We start from the raw sequence: 17,734 nt of genomic DNA on the forward strand, positions 1-17,734 counted from the left end.
CCGGCGCGTGCGTCGCATCCTCGCGCAGGCCGCCGCCGACCGTCCCGGCCTGGCGCGCGCCGAGCTGCAGTGGGCGGGCACCTTCCACGCCATCGGCGCGCGCCTGCTGCGCGACCACGCCGGCCGCATCGGGCTCGACCCCGGCTTCAGCATCCACGACCGCGAGGACTCCGCCGACCTGATGAACCTGGTGCGCCACGAGCTCGGGCTGTCGGCGACGAAGCAGCGCTTCCCGCAGAAGGGCACCTGCCTGGCGATCTATTCGGCGGTGGTCAACACGCGCGCCGCGCTCGCCGAGGTGCTGCAGGCGAGCTTCCCGTGGTGCGCGCAGTGGGAGGACGAGCTCAAGCGCCTGTTCCGCGCCTACGTCGAGGCCAAGCAGGCGCAGCAGGTGCTCGACTACGACGACCTGCTGCTGTACTGGGCGCAGATGGTGGGCGAGGCGGAGCTCGGTGCCGAAATCGGCGGCCTCTTCGACCACGTGCTGGTCGACGAATACCAGGACACCAACGCGCTGCAGGCGGCGATCCTGCTCGCGATGAAACCGGACGGCCGCGGCCTGACCGTGGTCGGCGACGACGCGCAGTCGATCTACGCCTTCCGCGGCGCCACGGTGCGCAACATCCTCGACTTCCCGGCGGCCTTCGCGCCGCCGGCGCGGGTGGTGACGCTGGAGCGCAACTACCGCTCCACCCAGCCCATCCTCGACGCCGCCAACGCGGTGATCGCGCTCGCCGCCGAGCGCTTCGCCAAGAACCTGTGGAGCGAGCGCGCCTCGGCGCAGCGCCCGTGCCTGGTGACGGTGAAGGACGAGGCGGCGCAGGCCGACTTCGTGGTCGACAGCGTGCTGGCGCGCCGCGAGGAAGGGCTGAAGCTCAAGCAGCAGGCGGTGCTGTTCCGCGCCTCGGCGCACAGCGCGCGCCTGGAACTGGAGCTGACCCGGCGCAACATCCCCTTCGTGAAGTACGGCGGGCTCAGGTTCCTCGAGGCCGCCCACGTCAAGGACGTGCTCGCGCTCCTGCGCTGGGCGGAGAACCCGCGCGACCGCATCGCCGGCTTCCGTGCCATCCAGCTGCTCGCCGGCATCGGCCCCAGGACTGCCGGGCGCGTGCTCGACAACGTCTGCAGCGCGCCGCCGGGCTGCGTGCTGCTCGCCGAGCAGCCGGTGCCGGAGGCGGCGCGCCCGGGGTGGCTGGAGTTCGCCACGCTGGTCGACCGGCTTTCCGGGCGGGAGGAGGCCTCGACCGCCGCATTCGCGCCTGGCGGCGCTCCTGCACGAACCACCGCGCCTGTCCGTGCGGAGGGTCTTGCGGGCGGGGCGAGGGGCGGCCTGCCGTGGCCGACCGACTTCGAGCTCGCCTGCCGTTGGTACGAGGCGCAGATGCCGCGCCTGTACGACGATTTCCAGGTGCGCGTGCTCGACATCCAGCAGCTCGCGCGCATCGCCGCCACCAGCCCGAGCCGGCAGCGCTTTCTCACCGAACTCACGCTCGATCCGCCCAGCGCCACCAGCGCCGAGGCCGGCATGCCGCTGCTCGACGAGGACTACCTGATCCTGTCGACCATCCACTCGGCCAAGGGCCAGGAGTGGAACGCGGTGAGCGTGCTCAACGTGGTCGACGGCTGCATCCCTTCGGACGTCGCCACGCGCGACAGCGCCGAGATCGAGGAAGAGCGCCGCCTGCTCTATGTGGCGATGACGCGCGCGAAGGACGCCCTCGACCTGATCGTGCCGCAGCGCTTCCACGTCACCCAGCAGACGGGCCTGGGCGATCGCCATGTCTATGCCGGGCGCAGCCGCTTCATCCCCAACCGTCTGCTCGGGCACTTCGAGCAGATGAGCTGGCCGTTGCCTGCGCCCGAACTCCAGGGCTCGCCGGCCTCGCGCCAGGCGGCGATCGACCTCGCCGCGAAGATGCGCGACATGTGGCGATGACTGCGCGGTCGCGACCACGGAGGGCTCGTGCCCTGGCGCTCGATCGCTCCGGATAGGGTAGTCTTTTCGTTCGTCGCGCTGGTGGTGGTGATCACCCGCCGAACACGGTCCGGCCGCTTCCCGGCGCGGCGCGAGGGAGATCCGCCATGGCAAGGAAAACGCATCCGATGGTGGCGTCGCTGCGCGCCGCCGACACCGGCAAGATCGTTTCGGCGCGCGAGGCGGTGCGCCTGATCCGCAGCGGCGACACGGTCGCCACCGGCGGCTTCGTCGGCATCGGCTTTGCCGAGAGCGTCGCGATCGCGCTCGAAAAACGCTTCCTCGAGGCGGAGGGCGGCCCGGGCAGCCCGCGCGACCTGACCCTGGTGTATGCGGCCGGGCAGGGCGACGGCAAGGCGCGCGGCCTCAACCACCTCGGCCACGAGGGCCTGGTGGCGCGCGTGATCGGCGGCCACTGGGGGCTGGTGCCGCGCCTGCAGGCGCTTGCGGTCGATAACCGCATCGAGGCCTGGAACCTGCCGCAGGGGGTGATCACGCACCTGTTCCGCGACATCGCCGCCGGCAAGCCGGGCACGCTGACCCGGGTCGGGTTGGGCACCTTCGTCGATCCGCGCTTCGGCGGTGGCAAGCTCAACGCGCGCACCACCGAGGATCTTGTGCGGCTGATGCCGATCGACGGCGAGGACTACCTGTTCTACAAGGCCTTTCCGATCCACGTCGGCATCATCCGCGGCACCACTGCCGACCCCGACGGCAACGTCACCATGGAGAAGGAGGCGCTGACCCTGGAGGCGCGCGCGATCGCCATGGCCGCGCGCAACTCCGGCGGTATCGTCATCGTGCAGGTCGAGCGCATCGCCGAGCGCGGCTCGCTCAATCCGCGCCAGGTGCAGGTGCCGGGCGTGCTGGTCGACTGCGTGGTGGTGGCGGATCGTCCCGAGCACCACATGCAGACCTACAGCGAGCAGTACAACCCGGCCTTCTCCGGCGAGATCCGCGTGCCGATGTCGGCGATCTGCGCGATGCCGATGAGCGCGCGCAAGATCATCGCCCGCCGGGCCGCGATGGAGCTGCAGTCGGCTGCGGTGGTGAACCTCGGCATCGGCATGCCGGAGGGGGTCGCGACCGTGGCCGCGGAGGAGAAGCTCATCGACCTGCTCACGCTCACCGCCGAGCCGGGCGTGGTCGGCGGCATTCCCGCCGGCGGGCTGAGCTTCGGCGCGGCGGTGAACACCCAGGCCATCATCGACCAGCCCAGCCAGTTCGACTTCTACGACGGCGGCGGGCTGGACATCGCCTTCCTCGGCCTCGCCCAGGCCGACCGCGAGGGCAACCTCAACGTGTCGAAGTTCGGCCCGCGGCTCGCGGGCGCGGGCGGCTTCATCAACATCTCGCAGAATGCCAAGAAGGTCGTCTTCGTCGGCACCTTCAGCGCGGGCGGGCTGGAGGTGGCGGTGGAGGATGGATGCCTGCGCATCGTCCGCGAGGGCGAGACGAGGAAGTTCGTCGACGCGGTCGAGCATCGCACCTTCAGCGGGACGCAGGCGGCGAAGTGGCGGCAGGACGTGCTCTACGTCACCGAGCGCTGCGTGTTCCGGCTGTGCGAGGACGGGCTCGAGCTCACCGAGATCGCGCCGGGGATCGATCTGCAGCGCGACATCCTCGCTCGCATGGACTTCGTACCGGTGATGAAGGGCCCGCCCGTGCGGATGGACGCGCGCATCTTCGCCGACGCGCCGATGGGCTTGCGCCACGACCTGCTCGACGTTCCGCTCGGGCGTCGGCTGGCCTACGACGCGCAGCAGGACGTGTTCTTCGTCGACTTCGAGGGGCTGTCGGTGCGCACGCCGCAGGACATCGCCGCGATTCGCGACGCCGTGCGCGCCGCGCTCGCTCCACTCGGGCGCAAGGTGGATGCGGTGGTCAACTACGACCGCTTCTCGATCGTGCCGGAGCTGGTGGACGACTACGTCGAGATGGTGAAGGGGCTGATGGATGCCCATTACCACACCGTGACCCGCTACACCGCCAACGGCTTCCTGCGCATGAAGCTCGGCGAGGAGCTCGAGAAGCGGCGCATCCCCGCGCACTTCTACGCGAGCGCGAGCGAAGCCTGGCACGGGCTGGAAACCCCGTAGCGGGGCGCTGCGCCGCCGCGCTGCGCCTGCGCGGGGCCGGTGTCGGGCATGCAGGCCTCACAGGAACAGGGCGCCGACATCGATCGTCTCGCGCCGGCCGACCTCGTCGGCATGCGCCTGCAGCCAGGTTTCGGCGCGTGCGCGGCCGAGTTCGCGCAGCCGGAGCAGGGCGCTGGCGGTGGCGTCGAGCTTGCTCGCGCTGCCGGCGTCGCCGAGCTCGGGGGCATCGATCAGGTGGAAGCGCTCGCGCAGCAGCTTGCGCTCGAGGCGGCCGATCGGCGACCAGCGCGGACGCTCGGCGATGAACTGGCGGGCGTGGGCGATCATGCGCATCTCGCGCAGGAAGGTGGTGGAGAAGCCGAGCTCCATGCTGCGCGCCGCGATGTCTTCGGCGCTGCGGGGGGCCTGCTCGTGCTGCAGAGGGTTCAGCAGCACCATCAGCAGGTCCGGCGTGTCGCATTCGTAGAGCAGCGGGTAGATCGCCGGGTTGGCGGTGAAACCGCCGTCCCAGTAGTGCTCGCCGTCGATCTCCACCGCGTGATGCAGCGTGGGCAGGCAGGCCGAGGCCAGCAAGGCCGCTTCGCCGAGCTCGGCGGTGCGGAAGAGCCTGACCTTGCCGGTGCGCACCGCGGTGGCGGCGATGAAGAGCTTGAGCGGGCACGCGCGGCGGATGCGCTCGAAGTCGAACTGCGCGCGCACCACGTCGCGCAACGGATTGAGCTCGAAGGGGTTGAGCTGATAGGGCGAGAACACGCGGGCGAGCCCGAGCATCATGTTCATCGGCGAGGGGAGGCTGCCGTCACCCGAGGGGCTGAGGCTTTGCAGCAGCTCAAGGTGGAAGGGAACGCTGTCGCCGACGGCCGTCCAGAAGCGGTCGAGCGCGGCGCGCGCGCCCTCCGCCCCGCCCGTGGTCCAGCCCTCGGCGAGCGCCACGGCATTCATCGCGCCGGCGCTGGTGCCGCTGATGCCTTCGATCGGCACTCCCGCCTCGAGCAGGCGGTCGAGCACGCCCCAGGTGTACGCGCCATGCGCGCCACCGCCCTGCAGCGCGAGCGCGACGGGGGTGGAGGCGTCCTTCTTGGTTGGCCACGGCAAGCGAAACATCGAAACCCCCTTCGGGTCCGGGCGGACGGCAGGGGAGTCCCTTGGCGCCTGTCCGGCAAGCTGCAGGTCTGCATTGTGCACTGCACAATGCAGATTATCACGCAGTCCGGATTACAGCCGTGCGTACCGGTAACAGGATGCGCGGGCGCGGGCGTCGTGCGCGCCGGCCCGCCGCCGGGTCAGGCATTGCCGGGTCGGGAAGCGGCTCCGCACGCCAGCCACAGGCGCAGCGCCTCGGCGTTGTTGTGCGTGGTGTCGCGCGCGGCGTGGAGCAGGGTGAGGACCGGATGCGCGGCGATCAGGCCGTGCAACTCGGCGAGTGCCGCGGCGGCCGCGGGGGCGCGCAGCTCGTCGGCGTAGCGGCGGCGGAATTCGTCCCAGCGCGCCGGGTCGTGGGCGAACCACTTGCGCAGCTCGCTCGAGGGCGCGAGTTCGCGCAGCCAGTGCTCGATCCGTGCGTTCTCGCGCGCGAGTCCGCGCGGCCACAGGCGATCGACCAGCACCCGGCAGCCGTCCCCGGCTGCGGGTGGGTCGTACGCGCGGCGCACGCGGATCGTCATGGTCTGGTCAGATCGCCATGCCCTTCTCGTCGAACAGGCCCTCGAATAGGATCGAGCTCAGGTAGCGCTCGCCCGAGTCGGGCAGGATCACCACGATGGTCTTGCCGGCGTTCTCGGGCTGCTTCGCGACGCGCGCCGCGGCGGCCACCGCCGCGCCGCAGGAGATGCCGGCGAGGATGCCCTCCTCGCGCGCCAGGCGGCGGGCGTAGAGCACCGCGTCTTCGTTGCTCACCTGCTCGACCGCGTCGATCAGCGAGAGGTCGAGCACTTTCGGCACGAAGCCCGCGCCCAGGCCCTGGATCTTGTGCGGCGCAGGGGTCAGCGGCTGGCCGGCGAGGGTCTGGCTGATCACCGGGCTGGCGGCGGGCTCGACCGCGATCGAGCGGATGTCCTTGCCGCGCACGCGCTTGATGTAGCGCGAGATGCCGGTGATGGTGCCGCCGGTGCCCACGCCCGACACCAGGATGTCGATGCCGCCGTCGGTGTCGTTCCAGATCTCCGGGCCGGTGGTGGTCTCGTGGATCGCCGGGTTGGCGGGGTTCTCGAACTGCTGCAGCAGCACGTAGCGGCCGGGGTCGCTGTCGACGATCTCCTTGGCCTTGGCGATGGCGCCGTTCATGCCCTTGGGGCCTTCGGTCAGCACCAGTCTGGCGCCATAGGCGACGAGCAGCTTGCGGCGCTCCACGCTCATGGTCTCGGGCATGGTCAGGGTCAGCGGGATGCCGCGCGCGGCGCACACGAAGGCGAGCGCGATGCCGGTGTTGCCGCTGGTGGGCTCGACGATCTCCTGGCCGGGGCCGAGGCGGCCGTGGGCGATCGCGTCCTTGACCATCGCCGCGCCGATGCGGCACTTGACCGAGTAGGCCGGGTTGCGGCCCTCGATCTTCGCCAGCACGGTGGCCTGCGCGCCGTCGAGCACGCGGTTCAGGCGCACGAGCGGGGTGCGGCCGATGGATTCTGCATTGTCGGGGTACCAGGTGGACATCGGTTCTCTTCTCCTCGTTGGGGGTGCTCCGGAAGTATAGGCAAAGCGCGCCGCACGGTCGCGCCGGATCGTCGCGCGTGGTGGCGGACGGCGCTTGACGGCGGCGCACCCAGGTGCAAGCTTCAATCCCTTGCGCGAGGTCCGGCACGCGGTCTGGCACGTGGGAGGGGGCGATGAAGGAAAAGGAACTGCGGCTCGCACTGGTGCTGTTCGGCGGCGTTTCGCTCGCGGTGTACCAGCACGGCATCAACCGCGAACTGCTCAACCTCGCGCGCGCCTCGCGCGCCTACCACCGCGTCGAAGGGCCCGCCGCCAAGCAGGCGCCCGGCCATGTGTATCCGGCGGGCGCGGGCGCCGACGCGTGGACCGCCGAGGTGTATTTCGACCTGCTCAAGCGCCTCGGGCGCATGGTGGACCTGCGCGTGCTGGTCGACGTGATCTCGGGCGCGTCGGCGGGGGCCATCAACGGCATCGCGCTCGCGCGCGCGCTCGCGCACGATCTCAGCCTGGCGCCGGTGACGCGGCTGTGGCTGGAGCGCGCCGACATGCAGCGCCTGATCGCACCGGAGGCGCGCGCCGGGAAGTGGGACAAGTGGTACTTCCGCCCGCTGCTGCGGCCGCTGCTGGCGTGGGCCCGGCGCGAGGGAATGCTCGAGACCCAGCCCGACCCCGAGACGCTCGAGCGCGCGCTCGCCTTCGTGCGTTCGCGCTGGTTCAGCGCGCCGCTCGACGGGGCCTTGCTGAGCGCGGAGCTGCTCGACGGCCTGCTCGCGATGGAGACGGGTTCGGTGGCCGCCGGCTCGCTGCTGCCCTCGGGTACCTGCCTGTCGCTGGCGGTCACGGTGACCGACTTCCGCGGCATCGAGCGCGCGCTATTCACCCACGACCCGCCGCTGCTGCGCGAGCGCGAGCATCGCCACCTGCTGCGCTTCGCCTGCGAGCATCGCAGGACCGGCGAGCTCGACAGCGACTTCGGTCTCGACAACGCGCCCTCGCTCGCCTTCGCGGCGCGCGCCTCGGCGTCCTATCCGGGCGCCTTCCCGCCCGCCCGGCTGGCCGAGATGGACGCCCTGCTGGCCGCGCGCGGGCTGACGTGGAGTACGCGCGAGCGCTTCCTGGCGCGCAACTTCGCGCACTACCGCGCGAGCGGCATGAACCCGGCGGAAGTGGTGTTGCTCGACGGCAGCGTGCTCGACAACAAGCCCATCCTCGCCGCGGTCGGCTACATCCGGGTCCATCGCGCCTTCCGCGAGGTGGACCGGCGGCTGATCTTCATCGATCCGCATGCCGAGGCGCGCGTCGGCGAGGGCGCCGGCAGCGATGGCGGGGAGGGCGAGCCGGGCTGGTTCGAGGTCCTGCGCAGTGCCCTGTCCGACCTGCCGCGCCACCAGCCGATCCACCAGGAGCTTGCCGAGATCAGCCGCTACAACCGCCAGATCCGCCGCCTCAAGGCGACCATCGTGCAGAGCCGGCCCGAGGTCGAGGCGCTCGTCGAGCGCGCCACCGGTGGTGCCCTGTCGGGGCCCTTCACGGCCGTCGAGTTGCGCCACTGGCGGTTGACCTCGACCAACATGCTGGGGGCGATGCCGCTGGTGTACGACCCGTGGTGGCGTGCGCTGGTGCTGGAAGCGCTCGATTTCCTCGCCGGCCTGCTCGGCAGCCTGTGCGGCTGCGCACGCGAATCGCCGGGCGCGCGCTGGCTGCAGCAGGTGGTGGAGGCGTGGGCGGCGCACGCCGGGATCCTGCGCGAGCACTACCGCATCGCGGACGATGTGGGCGAGGATGCCGACATGCCCGCGTTCGCGCGCGTCGTGATCCGTTTCGGCATCGAGTACAAGCGCCGCCGCATCAACTTCGTGCTGCACGAGCTCAACACCCTCTACCACGCCCTGCCGGGCGAGGGCCGCTGCACCACCGCCCCGGGCGTGCTCGACGTGGTGAAGACGCGCATCCACGAGTGCCTCGACGCATTGGCGATCTACGACGACTGCGCCTTCGTCGATGCGCCCGCCGCCGCCGCGGTGCGTGCCCTGCTGCAGCCGGCGACCGCTGCTGCGGCGGTGCGGTCCGAGGCGGATGCGGCGGCGTTCGCGATGCGCAACGCGGTCGCGCTCGACGCCTTGATCGAGCGCATCGGCGACGCCTGCCGGATCGGCGAGGCCAACGCGAACATGGACGCGGTGCTGGTCTCCGACGCGGTGCGGGCGATCGAGCCGCACTGCCGCCGCCAGTTGTTGACCGCCTATCTCGGCTACTTCTACTGGGACGTGATCCTGCGCCCCGCGCTGGGGGCACTCGCGCTCGGCAGCGGGCCGCTGGAGGAGGTGCTGATCGATCGCATCAGCCCACAGGATGCGACCGCGCTCGCCTCCGTGACGGAGGGGCGCCCGGCGCTCGCGGGCACCGCGTTCGCGGGCTTCGGCGGCTTCCTCAGCGCGGCCGCGCGCGAGAACGATTACCTGTGGGGGCGCCTGCATGCGGCCGAGCGGCTGGTCGGCATCGTCGCCAGCGCCGTCGGCGGACCCGGTGCACCCGACGCGTCGGAGCTGCGCGTGTTTCGCAAGCGTGCCTTCGAGGCCATTCTCGACGAGGAGGCGAGCCGGCTGCGCGCCGTGCCCGGGCTGATCGCCCGCCTGCGCGTCGCGATCGCCGCGCTCTGAGGGCAGCGCTCCGCGCAGCGCCGTGAATCCGGGCCCTCGCCGCGCGCGCGCTTGGTAAGATCGCGCCCCATGTCCTCTCCGATCGCCGCCTCTTCCTCCCTGCCCGCCCAGCTTCCCCTGGGCCTGCGCGACGTCGCCGCGCTCGGCCAGGTGTTCACCCCCGAGCCGGTGGTGCGCGCCATGGTCGCCCTGCGTCGCAACGCGGGCCGCGTGCTCGAGCCCTCGTGCGGCGACGGCGCCTTCCTGCGCCATCTGCCCGGCGCGGTCGGTCTCGAGCTCGATCCCGACCATTGTCCGCCCGGCGCGCAGGCGATCGACTTCTTCGCCTACCCCGAGCGCGAGCGCTTCGACACCATCATCGGCAACCCGCCCTACGTGCGCATCCAGGACATCGCCGAGAGCACGCGGGCGCTGATCGAGCGCGGCGCCTACGGGGACCTCCTCGATGGCCGCGCCAACCTCTACCTCTTCTTCATCGCCAAGTGCCTGCGCCACCTGCGCCCGGGCGGCGAGCTGATCTTCATCACCCCGCGCGACTTCCTCAAGGCCACCTCGGCGGTGAAGCTCAACCGCCTGCTGGTCGAGTCCGGCTCGATCACCGACGCGATCGAGCTCGGCGACGCGCGCGTGTTCGACGACGCGGTGCCGAACTGCCTGATCTGGCGCTTCGAGAAGGGGCGCAGCGCGCGCGCGATGCGCTACTGCGCGCTCGGCGTCGGTGACGACCTCGCCGCCGGGCTGGCGGCGCCGGCCTGGGAGGAGCGCCACTTGGTCGAGGCCGGCGGCCACCTGATGTTCGCGCGCGGCGACTACCCGCTGCGCCTGGCCGACGTGGCCTTCGTCAAGGTCGGCGCGGTGTCGGGCGCGGACGAGCTGTTCACCGACGCGGTAAATGGCAACCGCGACTTCGTGTGCTCGTCGACGGTCAGCACCGGGCAGACCCGGCGCATGATCTGGAGCGAGCCGGGCGATCCGCCGCCGGCGCTGCTGGCGCCGCACAAGGCGCGCCTGCTGCAGCGCAAGGTCACCCGCTTCGACGAGTCGAACTGGTGGATGTGGGGCCGCCTGCACCACCGCAGCGCGCAGCCGCGGGTGTATGTGAACGGCAAGACGCGGGTGCCGAAGCCCTTCTTCGTCCATCCCTGCACCGACTACGACGGCGCCGTGCTGGCAATCTTCCCGCGCCGCGCCGACGTGGACATCGAGGCCTTCCGCGACGCCCTCAACGCGGTGGACTGGGAGGACCTCGGCTTCGTCTGCGACGGCCGCTTCCTGTTCACCCAGCGCAGCCTGGAGCACGCGCCGCTCCCAGCGGACTTCGAGGCCTTCCTGCCCGCCTGAGTCGGGTACGCCCCGAGCTTGCTCATCCCCGCGGCCCCGGCGGCCGCCGTTGTCCTGTCCATCCGGATGGAATTGGAGGAGAATGTGCAAGCTTCACGCAAGAATCCGTTAAGTATCTGTTGGAAAAGAAATTTTTATGCGCTCGTAAGCGGAGTGTAAGTCTCCGCCCCTAAGGTGCGCACAACCGGGCAGGCGTCCGGTCCTTTCACCGCAGAAGGAGGGAGATATGGAAAACGATATGGCGACCAAAATCGCCGCAAACCCCAAGTACCAGAAACTGGTACGCACGCGCTCCAGCTTCGGCTGGATCCTCACCGCGATCATGATGTTCGTGTACTACGGCTACATCGCGCTCATCGCCTTCAACAAGGAATCGCTCGCCGCCCGCCTGGGCGAGGGCGTGATGACGGTCGGCATTCCCGTCGGCTTCGGCGTCATCGTGTTCACCATCCTGATCACCGGCTTCTACGTGCGCCGCGCGAACTCCGAGTTCGATCAGCTCACCCGTGAAATCGTCGAGGAGGCGGGCAAATGATCGGTACCAACGCGAAACTCGCGGGCGGCCTCGTGCTCGCCCTGCTGTCCTCGGTGGCGCTTGCCGCGGGCGGCGATCTCGGCCAGGCCGAGAAGCAGGCCACCAACTGGACGGCGATCCTGATGTTCGCCGCCTTCGTGGCGGGTACCCTGTACATCACCAAGTGGGCGGCGGCCAAGACCAAGTCGGCGGCCGACTTCTACACCGGCGGTGGCGGCATCACCGGCTTCCAGAACGGCCTCGCGATCGCCGGCGACTACATGTCGGCGGCGTCCTTCCTCGGGATCTCCGCGGCGGTGATGGCGAGCGGCTATGACGGCCTGATCTACTCGATCGGCTTCCTGGTCGGCTGGCCGGTGATCACCTTCCTGATGGCGGAGCGCCTGCGCAACCTGGGCAAGTTCACCTTCGCCGACGTGGCGGCCTACCGCTTCCAGCAGACCCCGATCCGCGCCTTCGCGGCCTCGGGCACCCTGGTCGTGGTGGCCTTCTACCTGATCGCGCAGATGGTCGGCGCCGGCCAGCTTATCAAGCTGCTGTTCGGCCTCGAGTACTGGATGGCGGTGGTCATCGTCGGCGCGCTGATGATGATCTACGTGCTGTTCGGCGGCATGACGGCGACCACCTGGGTGCAGATCATCAAGGCCTGCCTGCTGCTTGCCGGCGCAAGCTTCATGGCCTTCATGGTGCTGCTGAACTACGGCTTCTCGCCCGAGGCGCTGTTCGCCGATGCGGTCCGCGTCAAGACCGAAGTGTCGGCTGCCACCGGGAAGACCGCTCTGGAAGCTTCCACCGTCGGCCAGGCGATCATGGGACCGGGCTCCTTCATCAAGGATCCGATCTCCGCGATCTCCTTCGGCATGGCGCTGATGTTCGGCACCGCCGGCCTGCCGCACATCCTGATGCGCTTCTTCACCGTGCCGGATGCCAAGGAAGCCCGCAAGTCGGTGTTCTGGGCGACCACCTGGATCGGTTACTTCTACGTCCTCACCTTCATCATCGGCTTCGGCGCGATCGTGCTGGTGTCCACCAATCCGACCTTCCTCGATGCCAAGGGCGGCCTGATCGGCGGCAGCAACATGGCGGCGATCCACCTCGCCAACGCGGTCGGCGGCAACGTCTTCCTCGGCTTCATCTCCGCGGTGGCGTTCGCGACCATCCTCGCGGTGGTGGCCGGCCTGACCCTGTCGGGTGCCTCGGCGGTGTCGCACGACTTGTACGCCACGGTGTTCAAGAAGGGCAAGGCCGACTCGGCTTCCGAGCTCAAGGTCTCGCGCATCACCACCCTGGTGCTGGGTGCGATCGCTGTCGTGCTGGGGATCGCGTTCGAGAAGCAGAACATCGCCTTCATGGTGTCGCTGGCCTTCGCGATCGCAGCCTCGGCCAACTTCCCGGTGCTGTTCATGTCGGTGCTGTGGAAGGATTGCACGACCCGCGGCGCGACGATCGGCGGCTTCCTCGGCCTGATCACCGCGGTGGTGCTGACCGTCGTGTCGCCGTCGGTGTGGGAAGTCACGCTCGGCAACCCGAAGGGTTCGGCGCTGTTCCCCTACGCTTCGCCGGCGCTGTTCTCGATGGCCGCGGGCTTCATCGGCATCTGGCTGTTCTCGATCCTCGACAACAGCGCGCGTGCCAAGGAAGACCGTGCCGGCTACATGGCGCAGAAGGTGCGCTCGGAGACCGGTATCGGCGCGGCGTCGGCCTCGGCGCACTAAGCAGCAAGCGCTCCGCCGGCATCCGCGAGGGTGCCGGCGGGCAGCACGCAAGACCGCGGGGCGGTGGGCGAAGGCTCACCGCCCCGCGGTTTTTCCGTGATGGCCGTCGATCGGCAGCGTTACGCGCACGCGGGTCCCGCGCCCGTCCGGGCCGTCGTCGATCGCGATGCTGCCGCCGTGGCCACGCACGATCTCGCGCGCGATCGACAGACCCAGGCCGCTGCCGCTGGCGCGGGTGCCGGCGTGGCGGTAGAAGCGCTCGAAGACCTGTTCGCGCACTTCGCGGGGGATGCCCGGACCGTCGTCGTCGACCTCGATGCACACCTGGCCCTCTTCGCGCGCGCAGCGCAGCGAGACCTTGCCGCCTTCGTCGCAGTACTTGAGGGCGTTGTCCATCAGGTTGGCGATCAGCTCCTGCAGAAGGGTGGGGTCGCCGACCATGCGCACCGCCTCGCGCTCGACGCCGAGATCGATCGCGCGGGCGTCGGCACGCTCGATCCAGTCCTCGACCAGGGGGTCGATCAGCGCGGTCAGCTCCACTTCCGACGCATCCGCGACCAGGCGGCCGCCTGCTTCTGCGCGGGCGAGCGCGAGCAACTGGTTGGCGAGCCGGATCACCCGCGCCACCGAGACGCGCAGGCGGTGCCGCGCGGCCTCGTCGAGCGGGCGCGACTCGAGCAGCTCGAGCTGCATCTGCAGGCCGGCGAGCGGGGTGCGCAGCTGGTGTGCGGCATCCTGCAGGAACTCGCGCTGGCGGGCGCTGGCATTGCGCTGGCGCTCGAGCAGGCCGTTGAGTGCGCGCACCACCTCGCGCACCTCGTCGGGAACGGCCTTGGGGTCGATCGGCGACAGGTCGGCGCCCGCGCGCCGGCGCAGCGACTCCTCCAGGCGCTCGAGCGGGGCGAGACCGCTCGGAATGCCCAGTCCGGCGGCGATGCCGGCGGCGAGCAGGAGCAGGGCGCCGGCGGAGACGAAGCCGAGGAGCAGTCGGTCCATCGCCGCCTCGCGCTTGACCAGGGTCTCGGCGACGGTGACGTAGTAGCCGCCCGCGGGTGTTTCGCGATACAGGCGCAAGGCGCGGATCGGCTCGCCCGCATGGACGAGATCGCGGAACAGCGGTCGCGTGGAGGGCGCGCGCGGCGGTTGCGGTGTCTCGCGGCCGACCGGGGAGTAGGGCACCGGCAAAGCGGATGCCGCATCGCTGTCGTCGAGCAGCGGCAGGGCCGCGTCGCCGCCGAGCAGGCGCCCGCCCAGGTCGCGTACGCGGAAGTAGATGCGGTCCTGGGTGTCGCTGCGCAGCACCGCCTCGACTTCGGACGACAGCCTCAGGTTGAGCCCGTCCGCTTCGGGGTGCACATGGGTGGCGATCGCGTGGGCGAGGTTGAGCAGGTTGTGGTCGTAGGCATCGCCGACCATGCCCTTGGCCGTGCCGTAGGCCACCGCGCCGGCGATCGCCAGCAGCAGGCCGGTGGGTGCGGCGAGGCTGCTGAGGAGCTTACGCCGGAGGCTGGTCTGCACCGTCGCGCTGCTCCTTGCTGCGTTCGAGGCGGTAGCCGAAGCCGCGTACGGTGCGGATCAGCAACCCTGCCGCCTCCACGCGCGGGCGCAGGCGCGAGATGCACACCTCGAGCGCGTTGCCGCTGCCGTCGCCTTGCAGGTTCTCGCGCGTCACCGTGCGCCCGTCGGCGCGCACCAGCGCCTCCAGCACCTCCCACTCGCGCCCGCTGAGCGTCATCGGCGCGCCGTCGAGCTCGGCGAGGCGGCCGTCGAGGTCGAGGGCCAGCGCCCCGAAGGCCAGCCTCGCCCCGGCGCCACCCCCGCGCCGCTGCACCGCGCGCATGCGCGCACTGAGCTCGGCGAGCTCGAAGGGCTTCACCAGGTAGTCGTCGGCGCCGAGGTCGAGCCCGTAGATGCGGTCGTCGAGCGCGTCGCGCGCGGTGATCACGATCACCGGCATGCGCTGGCCGCGCTTGCGGATGCGACGCACCAGCTCGTAGCCGCCGAGCCCGGGCAGGCCGACGTCGAGCAGGACGAAGTCGTAGCCGTTGTTCTGCAGCAGGCGGTCTGCACGCATGCCGTCGCCTTCCACCTCGACCTCGTCGCCCTGGCCGCGCAGGAATTCCGCGATGCCCTCCGCGAGCGCGGGGTCGTCCTCGACCAGCAAAAGTCTCATCTGTGCTTCTCCATGCCGCGCCGCGCGGGCGGACCCCGCGTCCATCGCGCAGCCGCGAGCGTCGTGTGGAGCGAATCGTATCCCGGCACGGGCGTGCTTGCATCGCCGCGCACGCCCCGGCGTATGATCGGGCTGTCGATCGCCCTCTGCCGGGGCCGCACCCGGCCCGCCGCCATGTCGGACATGCTGCCGCTCGATGCCGAACAGATCGAAGCCTTCCTGATCGCGACCGGAATCGGCCTGCTGATCGGCTTGGAGCGCGAGCGTGTGCCCTCGGCGCGTGCCGGGCTGCGCACCTTCGGCCTGGTCGGCATGCTCGGCGCGCTGGTGTCCATGCTCGGCGAACAGCTCGGCAGCCCCGCGCCCTTCGTCGCCGGCTTGGTGCTGGTGGGCCTCACCATCATCGCCGCCTACCTGCGCCACCCCGATTCTTCCGATCCCGGCACCACCTCGGTGGCGGCGCTGGTGCTGTGCTACTGCCTGGGCGCCGCGAGTTGGCTCGGCCACGCGCAGCTCGCGGTGATGCTTGCGGTGGGGGCCACCGTGCTGCTCTATTTCAAGGCACAACTCCGCGGCGTGGCGACGCGGCTGGAACAACGCGACTGGATCTCGATCCTGCAGTTCGGCGTGCTCTCGCTGGTCATCCTGCCGATGCTGCCGGACGAGGAGATGGGCCCCCACGGCGCGCTCAATCCGCGCCAGATCTGGTGGATGGTGGTGCTGATCGCCGGTGTCGGCCTGGCCGGCTATGCGGCGCTGAAAATCGCCGGCGTGCGCTACGGTGCCGCCTTCGTCGGTGTCTTCGGCGGCCTGGCATCGAGCACGGCGACCACGCTGCTGTACGCGCGTCAGGCGCGCGAGCTGCCCGCGGCGGGTGCGATGGCCGCGCTCGTGATCGTGATCGCCAACCTGGTGATGGTGTTGCGGGTATGGGGGATCGCCGCCGTGGTCGCACCCGGCGTCGCCGCGCCGCTGCTGAAGCTGATCGTGCCGGCGCTCGTGCTCGGCACCCTTGGTGCGCTGTGGCTGTGGCGCCGGCTCGCCGAACGTCACGAGACCGTGCTGCCCGCCACCGGCAACCCGACCGAACTGAAGACCGCGCTCGGTTTCGGTGCGGCCTATGCGCTGGTGCTGCTGGCCGCGGCCTGGCTGTCGGACTATGCGGGCAATCGCGGCTTGTACGTGCTGGCCTTCGTCTCCGGCCTCACCGACGTCGATGCGATCACCCTGTCCAGCCTGCGCCTGTACGCGCTCGAGCGCCTCGAACTGGTCGCCACGGTCACCGCGCTCGGCATCGCCATGCTCGCCAACCTCTGCTTCAAGCTCGGCCTCGCCAGCGTGATCGGGGGCCGCGCCCTCGCGCTACGTGCCGCCGCCGGCATGGCCAGCGTCGCGCTCGGCCTGCTCGCCGGCCTGGCCTGGGTGGGACTCGGGTAAGGCGCGTCCGGCTTTCGCGCCTTAGGCCTTACGCCTAACGTCCCGAGCAATGCCCCCCCGAGGCGGCCTGGCCGCTGCCGAGCGCGATCGGCGGCGGTTCCACGCGGATCCTGCTGCTGCTCATGGTGTCGAGCACCAGCAAGCCGAGGGCGATCAGCCAGAAGGCCGCGAAGCCGGTGCGGAAGAGTCTTTCCTTATCCATGTCTTCCTCCTCACGCACCGACGCGGCGGCGGATGCGCACACCGAGGATGGAGCCGGCAAAGGCGAGCGCGAACCACACCCAGCCGTGCAGGCTGGCCGAGGCGATGCCGCCCAGGTAGGCGCCGACATTGCATCCGAAGGCCATGCGTGCGCTGTAGCCCATCACCAGCCCGGCCACCGCGGCGGCGGCGAGGCGGCGCCCGGAGGGCGCGGAGAACTTCGGCGCGCCGTTCCAGCGCGAGGCGGCGATCGCGCCGTAGATCAGGCCGATGTTGGTCACCGAGGTGACGTCGGCGAGGATGGGCTCGACCAGGCGCTGCGCATGCGGCGCCACGCCCCAGAAGGCGTCGCCCGAGAGGTCCCAGCCGAGCGTGGAGACCGCCTTCGCGCCCCACACGCCCATGCCATACACGATGCCCCAGGGCTGGCCTGCGACGACCAGGTGGGCCAGGTAGAGCACCGCCAGCAGCAGCGCCCCCAGCCACCAGCGCGTCGCCCAGCGCGACTGCGCGGGCCCGGCCGCGGCGACGAAGCTCGCCGTGCCGGTGCGTACGAGCCGCTCGGCGATGGCCTGCGGCGAGGGCGGTGCGTCGCCACCCGCCCTGCGTGCGGCGCGCCCGGCCAGCCAGGCCACCAGGCCGCAGCCGGCCACGGTGAGCGCGAGTGCGGTCGGCCAGCCGAAGGCGAGCAGGTTCACCGCCGGCAGGCCGCCGAGCCCGATCCAGGCGGGCTGGTGCGAGGCGCCGAGGAAGCTGCCGAAGGCGAAGGTGGGCAGCACCACGAGGGACAGCGGCGAGCCGCCGCCGGCCTTGTAGAGCGTGCCCGAGCCGCAGCCGTCGGCGAGCTGCATCGCCGCACCGAACAGGAAGGCGCCGAGCACCAGGCTGATCGTCAGCGGCGCCACTGCGCCGACCAGCTCGCCGCCGCTGCCGGCGAGCAGCGGCAGGG

Annotated in this window: 14 protein-coding genes; 7 read left to right on the forward strand and 7 right to left on the reverse strand. The window is 70.8% G+C overall.

The window, feature by feature from the left end; genetic code table 11:
* Nucleotides 1-1,936 (forward strand): ATP-dependent helicase (locus C665_RS12825; protein WP_004313055.1); only part of this gene is annotated, 1,936 nt, incomplete at its 5' end.
* A 146-nt stretch (nucleotides 1,937-2,082) separates the two neighbouring features.
* A complete protein-coding gene (locus C665_RS12830) occupies nucleotides 2,083-4,074 on the forward strand; it encodes an acyl CoA:acetate/3-ketoacid CoA transferase (protein ID WP_040829208.1) in 1,992 nt (663 codons plus the stop codon).
* 57 nt (nucleotides 4,075-4,131) lie between these two features.
* Here C665_RS12830 and C665_RS12835 read toward each other — a convergent pair whose 3' ends face one another.
* From C665_RS12835 to cysK, 3 genes are all read right to left on the reverse strand, one after another.
* Nucleotides 4,132-5,178: a patatin-like phospholipase family protein gene (locus C665_RS12835; RefSeq protein WP_004313063.1), complete on the reverse strand. Its 1,047-nt coding sequence runs from the start codon at nucleotides 5,176-5,178 to the stop codon at nucleotides 4,132-4,134.
* Between the two features lie 179 nt (nucleotides 5,179-5,357).
* A complete protein-coding gene (locus C665_RS12840) occupies nucleotides 5,358-5,738 on the reverse strand; it encodes a DUF488 domain-containing protein (protein WP_004313065.1) in 381 nt (126 codons plus the stop codon).
* 7 nt (nucleotides 5,739-5,745) lie between these two features.
* Nucleotides 5,746-6,723: a cysteine synthase A gene (gene cysK / locus C665_RS12845; RefSeq protein ID WP_004313067.1), complete on the reverse strand. Its 978-nt coding sequence runs from the start codon at nucleotides 6,721-6,723 to the stop codon at nucleotides 5,746-5,748.
* 173 nt (nucleotides 6,724-6,896) lie between these two features.
* On the opposite strand from cysK, the gene C665_RS12850 reads away from it, so the two are divergent.
* The 4 genes from C665_RS12850 to C665_RS12865 all read left to right on the forward strand — a co-directional run bounded on the left by C665_RS12850 (nucleotide 6,897) and on the right by C665_RS12865 (nucleotide 12,974).
* Complete coding sequence (locus C665_RS12850) at nucleotides 6,897-9,383, forward strand: patatin-like protein (protein ID WP_004313069.1); 2,487 nt, start codon at nucleotides 6,897-6,899, stop codon at nucleotides 9,381-9,383.
* A gap of 69 nt (nucleotides 9,384-9,452) precedes the next feature.
* Nucleotides 9,453-10,724: an Eco57I restriction-modification methylase domain-containing protein gene (locus C665_RS12855; RefSeq protein ID WP_004313071.1), complete on the forward strand. Its 1,272-nt coding sequence runs from the start codon at nucleotides 9,453-9,455 to the stop codon at nucleotides 10,722-10,724.
* Nucleotides 10,725-10,950: 226 nt separating this feature from the next.
* Nucleotides 10,951-11,259 (forward strand): DUF485 domain-containing protein, encoded by a 309-nt coding sequence (locus C665_RS12860; RefSeq protein WP_004313076.1) that lies wholly within the window; start codon nucleotides 10,951-10,953, stop codon nucleotides 11,257-11,259.
* Nucleotides 11,256-12,974, forward strand: a complete 1,719-nt coding sequence (locus tag C665_RS12865; protein WP_004313077.1) for a cation acetate symporter — start codon at nucleotides 11,256-11,258, stop codon at nucleotides 12,972-12,974. Before C665_RS12860 ends, C665_RS12865 begins: the two co-directional genes overlap by 4 nt.
* Nucleotides 12,975-13,049: 75 nt before the next feature.
* On the opposite strand, the gene C665_RS12870 is transcribed toward C665_RS12865, so the two are convergent.
* Nucleotides 13,050-14,492 (reverse strand): sensor histidine kinase, encoded by a 1,443-nt coding sequence (locus tag C665_RS12870; protein ID WP_004313078.1) that lies wholly within the window; start codon nucleotides 14,490-14,492, stop codon nucleotides 13,050-13,052.
* Nucleotides 14,470-15,147 (reverse strand): response regulator, encoded by a 678-nt coding sequence (locus tag C665_RS12875; RefSeq protein WP_004313080.1) that lies wholly within the window; start codon nucleotides 15,145-15,147, stop codon nucleotides 14,470-14,472. Before C665_RS12875 ends, C665_RS12870 begins: the two co-directional genes overlap by 23 nt.
* Nucleotides 15,148-15,321: 174 nt before the next feature.
* Between C665_RS12875 and C665_RS12880 the strand changes: the two genes are divergently transcribed.
* Nucleotides 15,322-16,584, forward strand: coding sequence for an MgtC/SapB family protein (locus C665_RS12880; protein ID WP_012584505.1), 1,263 nt, complete (start codon nucleotides 15,322-15,324; stop codon nucleotides 16,582-16,584).
* 34 nt (nucleotides 16,585-16,618) lie between these two features.
* Here the strand turns inward: C665_RS12880 and C665_RS20905 are convergent, their stop codons facing one another.
* Together C665_RS20905 and C665_RS12885 are read right to left on the reverse strand one after the other, a co-directional pair.
* Entirely contained in the window at nucleotides 16,619-16,786 is a 168-nt protein-coding gene (locus C665_RS20905) for a hypothetical protein (RefSeq protein WP_004313084.1), read from the reverse strand.
* Nucleotides 16,787-16,796: 10 nt separating this feature from the next.
* Nucleotides 16,797-17,734, reverse strand: a 938-nt coding sequence (locus C665_RS12885) for a YeeE/YedE thiosulfate transporter family protein (protein WP_040829210.1), incomplete at its 5' end; no start/stop codon positions are given.

It is taken from the genome of Thauera aminoaromatica S2, assembly GCF_000310185.1.
GTDB lineage: Bacteria > Pseudomonadota > Gammaproteobacteria > Burkholderiales > Rhodocyclaceae > Thauera > Thauera aminoaromatica.

Excerpts from the sequence above, each read along its gene's own strand:
- C665_RS12830 (WP_040829208.1), top strand. The coding sequence starts at position 2,083 with ATGGCAAGGAAAACGCATCCGATGGTGGCGTCGCTGCGCGCCGCCGAC.
- C665_RS12835 (WP_004313063.1), bottom strand. The coding sequence starts at position 5,178 with ATGTTTCGCTTGCCGTGGCCAACCAAGAAGGACGCCTCCACCCCCGTC.
- C665_RS12840 (WP_004313065.1), bottom strand. The coding sequence starts at position 5,738 with ATGACGATCCGCGTGCGCCGCGCGTACGACCCACCCGCAGCCGGGGAC.
- cysK (WP_004313067.1), bottom strand. The coding sequence starts at position 6,723 with ATGTCCACCTGGTACCCCGACAATGCAGAATCCATCGGCCGCACCCCG.
- C665_RS12850 (WP_004313069.1), top strand. The coding sequence starts at position 6,897 with ATGAAGGAAAAGGAACTGCGGCTCGCACTGGTGCTGTTCGGCGGCGTT.
- C665_RS12855 (WP_004313071.1), top strand. The coding sequence starts at position 9,453 with ATGTCCTCTCCGATCGCCGCCTCTTCCTCCCTGCCCGCCCAGCTTCCC.
- C665_RS12860 (WP_004313076.1), top strand. The coding sequence starts at position 10,951 with ATGGAAAACGATATGGCGACCAAAATCGCCGCAAACCCCAAGTACCAG.
- C665_RS12865 (WP_004313077.1), top strand. The coding sequence starts at position 11,256 with ATGATCGGTACCAACGCGAAACTCGCGGGCGGCCTCGTGCTCGCCCTG.
- C665_RS12875 (WP_004313080.1), bottom strand. The coding sequence starts at position 15,147 with ATGAGACTTTTGCTGGTCGAGGACGACCCCGCGCTCGCGGAGGGCATC.
- C665_RS12880 (WP_012584505.1), top strand. The coding sequence starts at position 15,322 with ATGTCGGACATGCTGCCGCTCGATGCCGAACAGATCGAAGCCTTCCTG.
- C665_RS20905 (WP_004313084.1), bottom strand. The coding sequence starts at position 16,786 with ATGGATAAGGAAAGACTCTTCCGCACCGGCTTCGCGGCCTTCTGGCTG.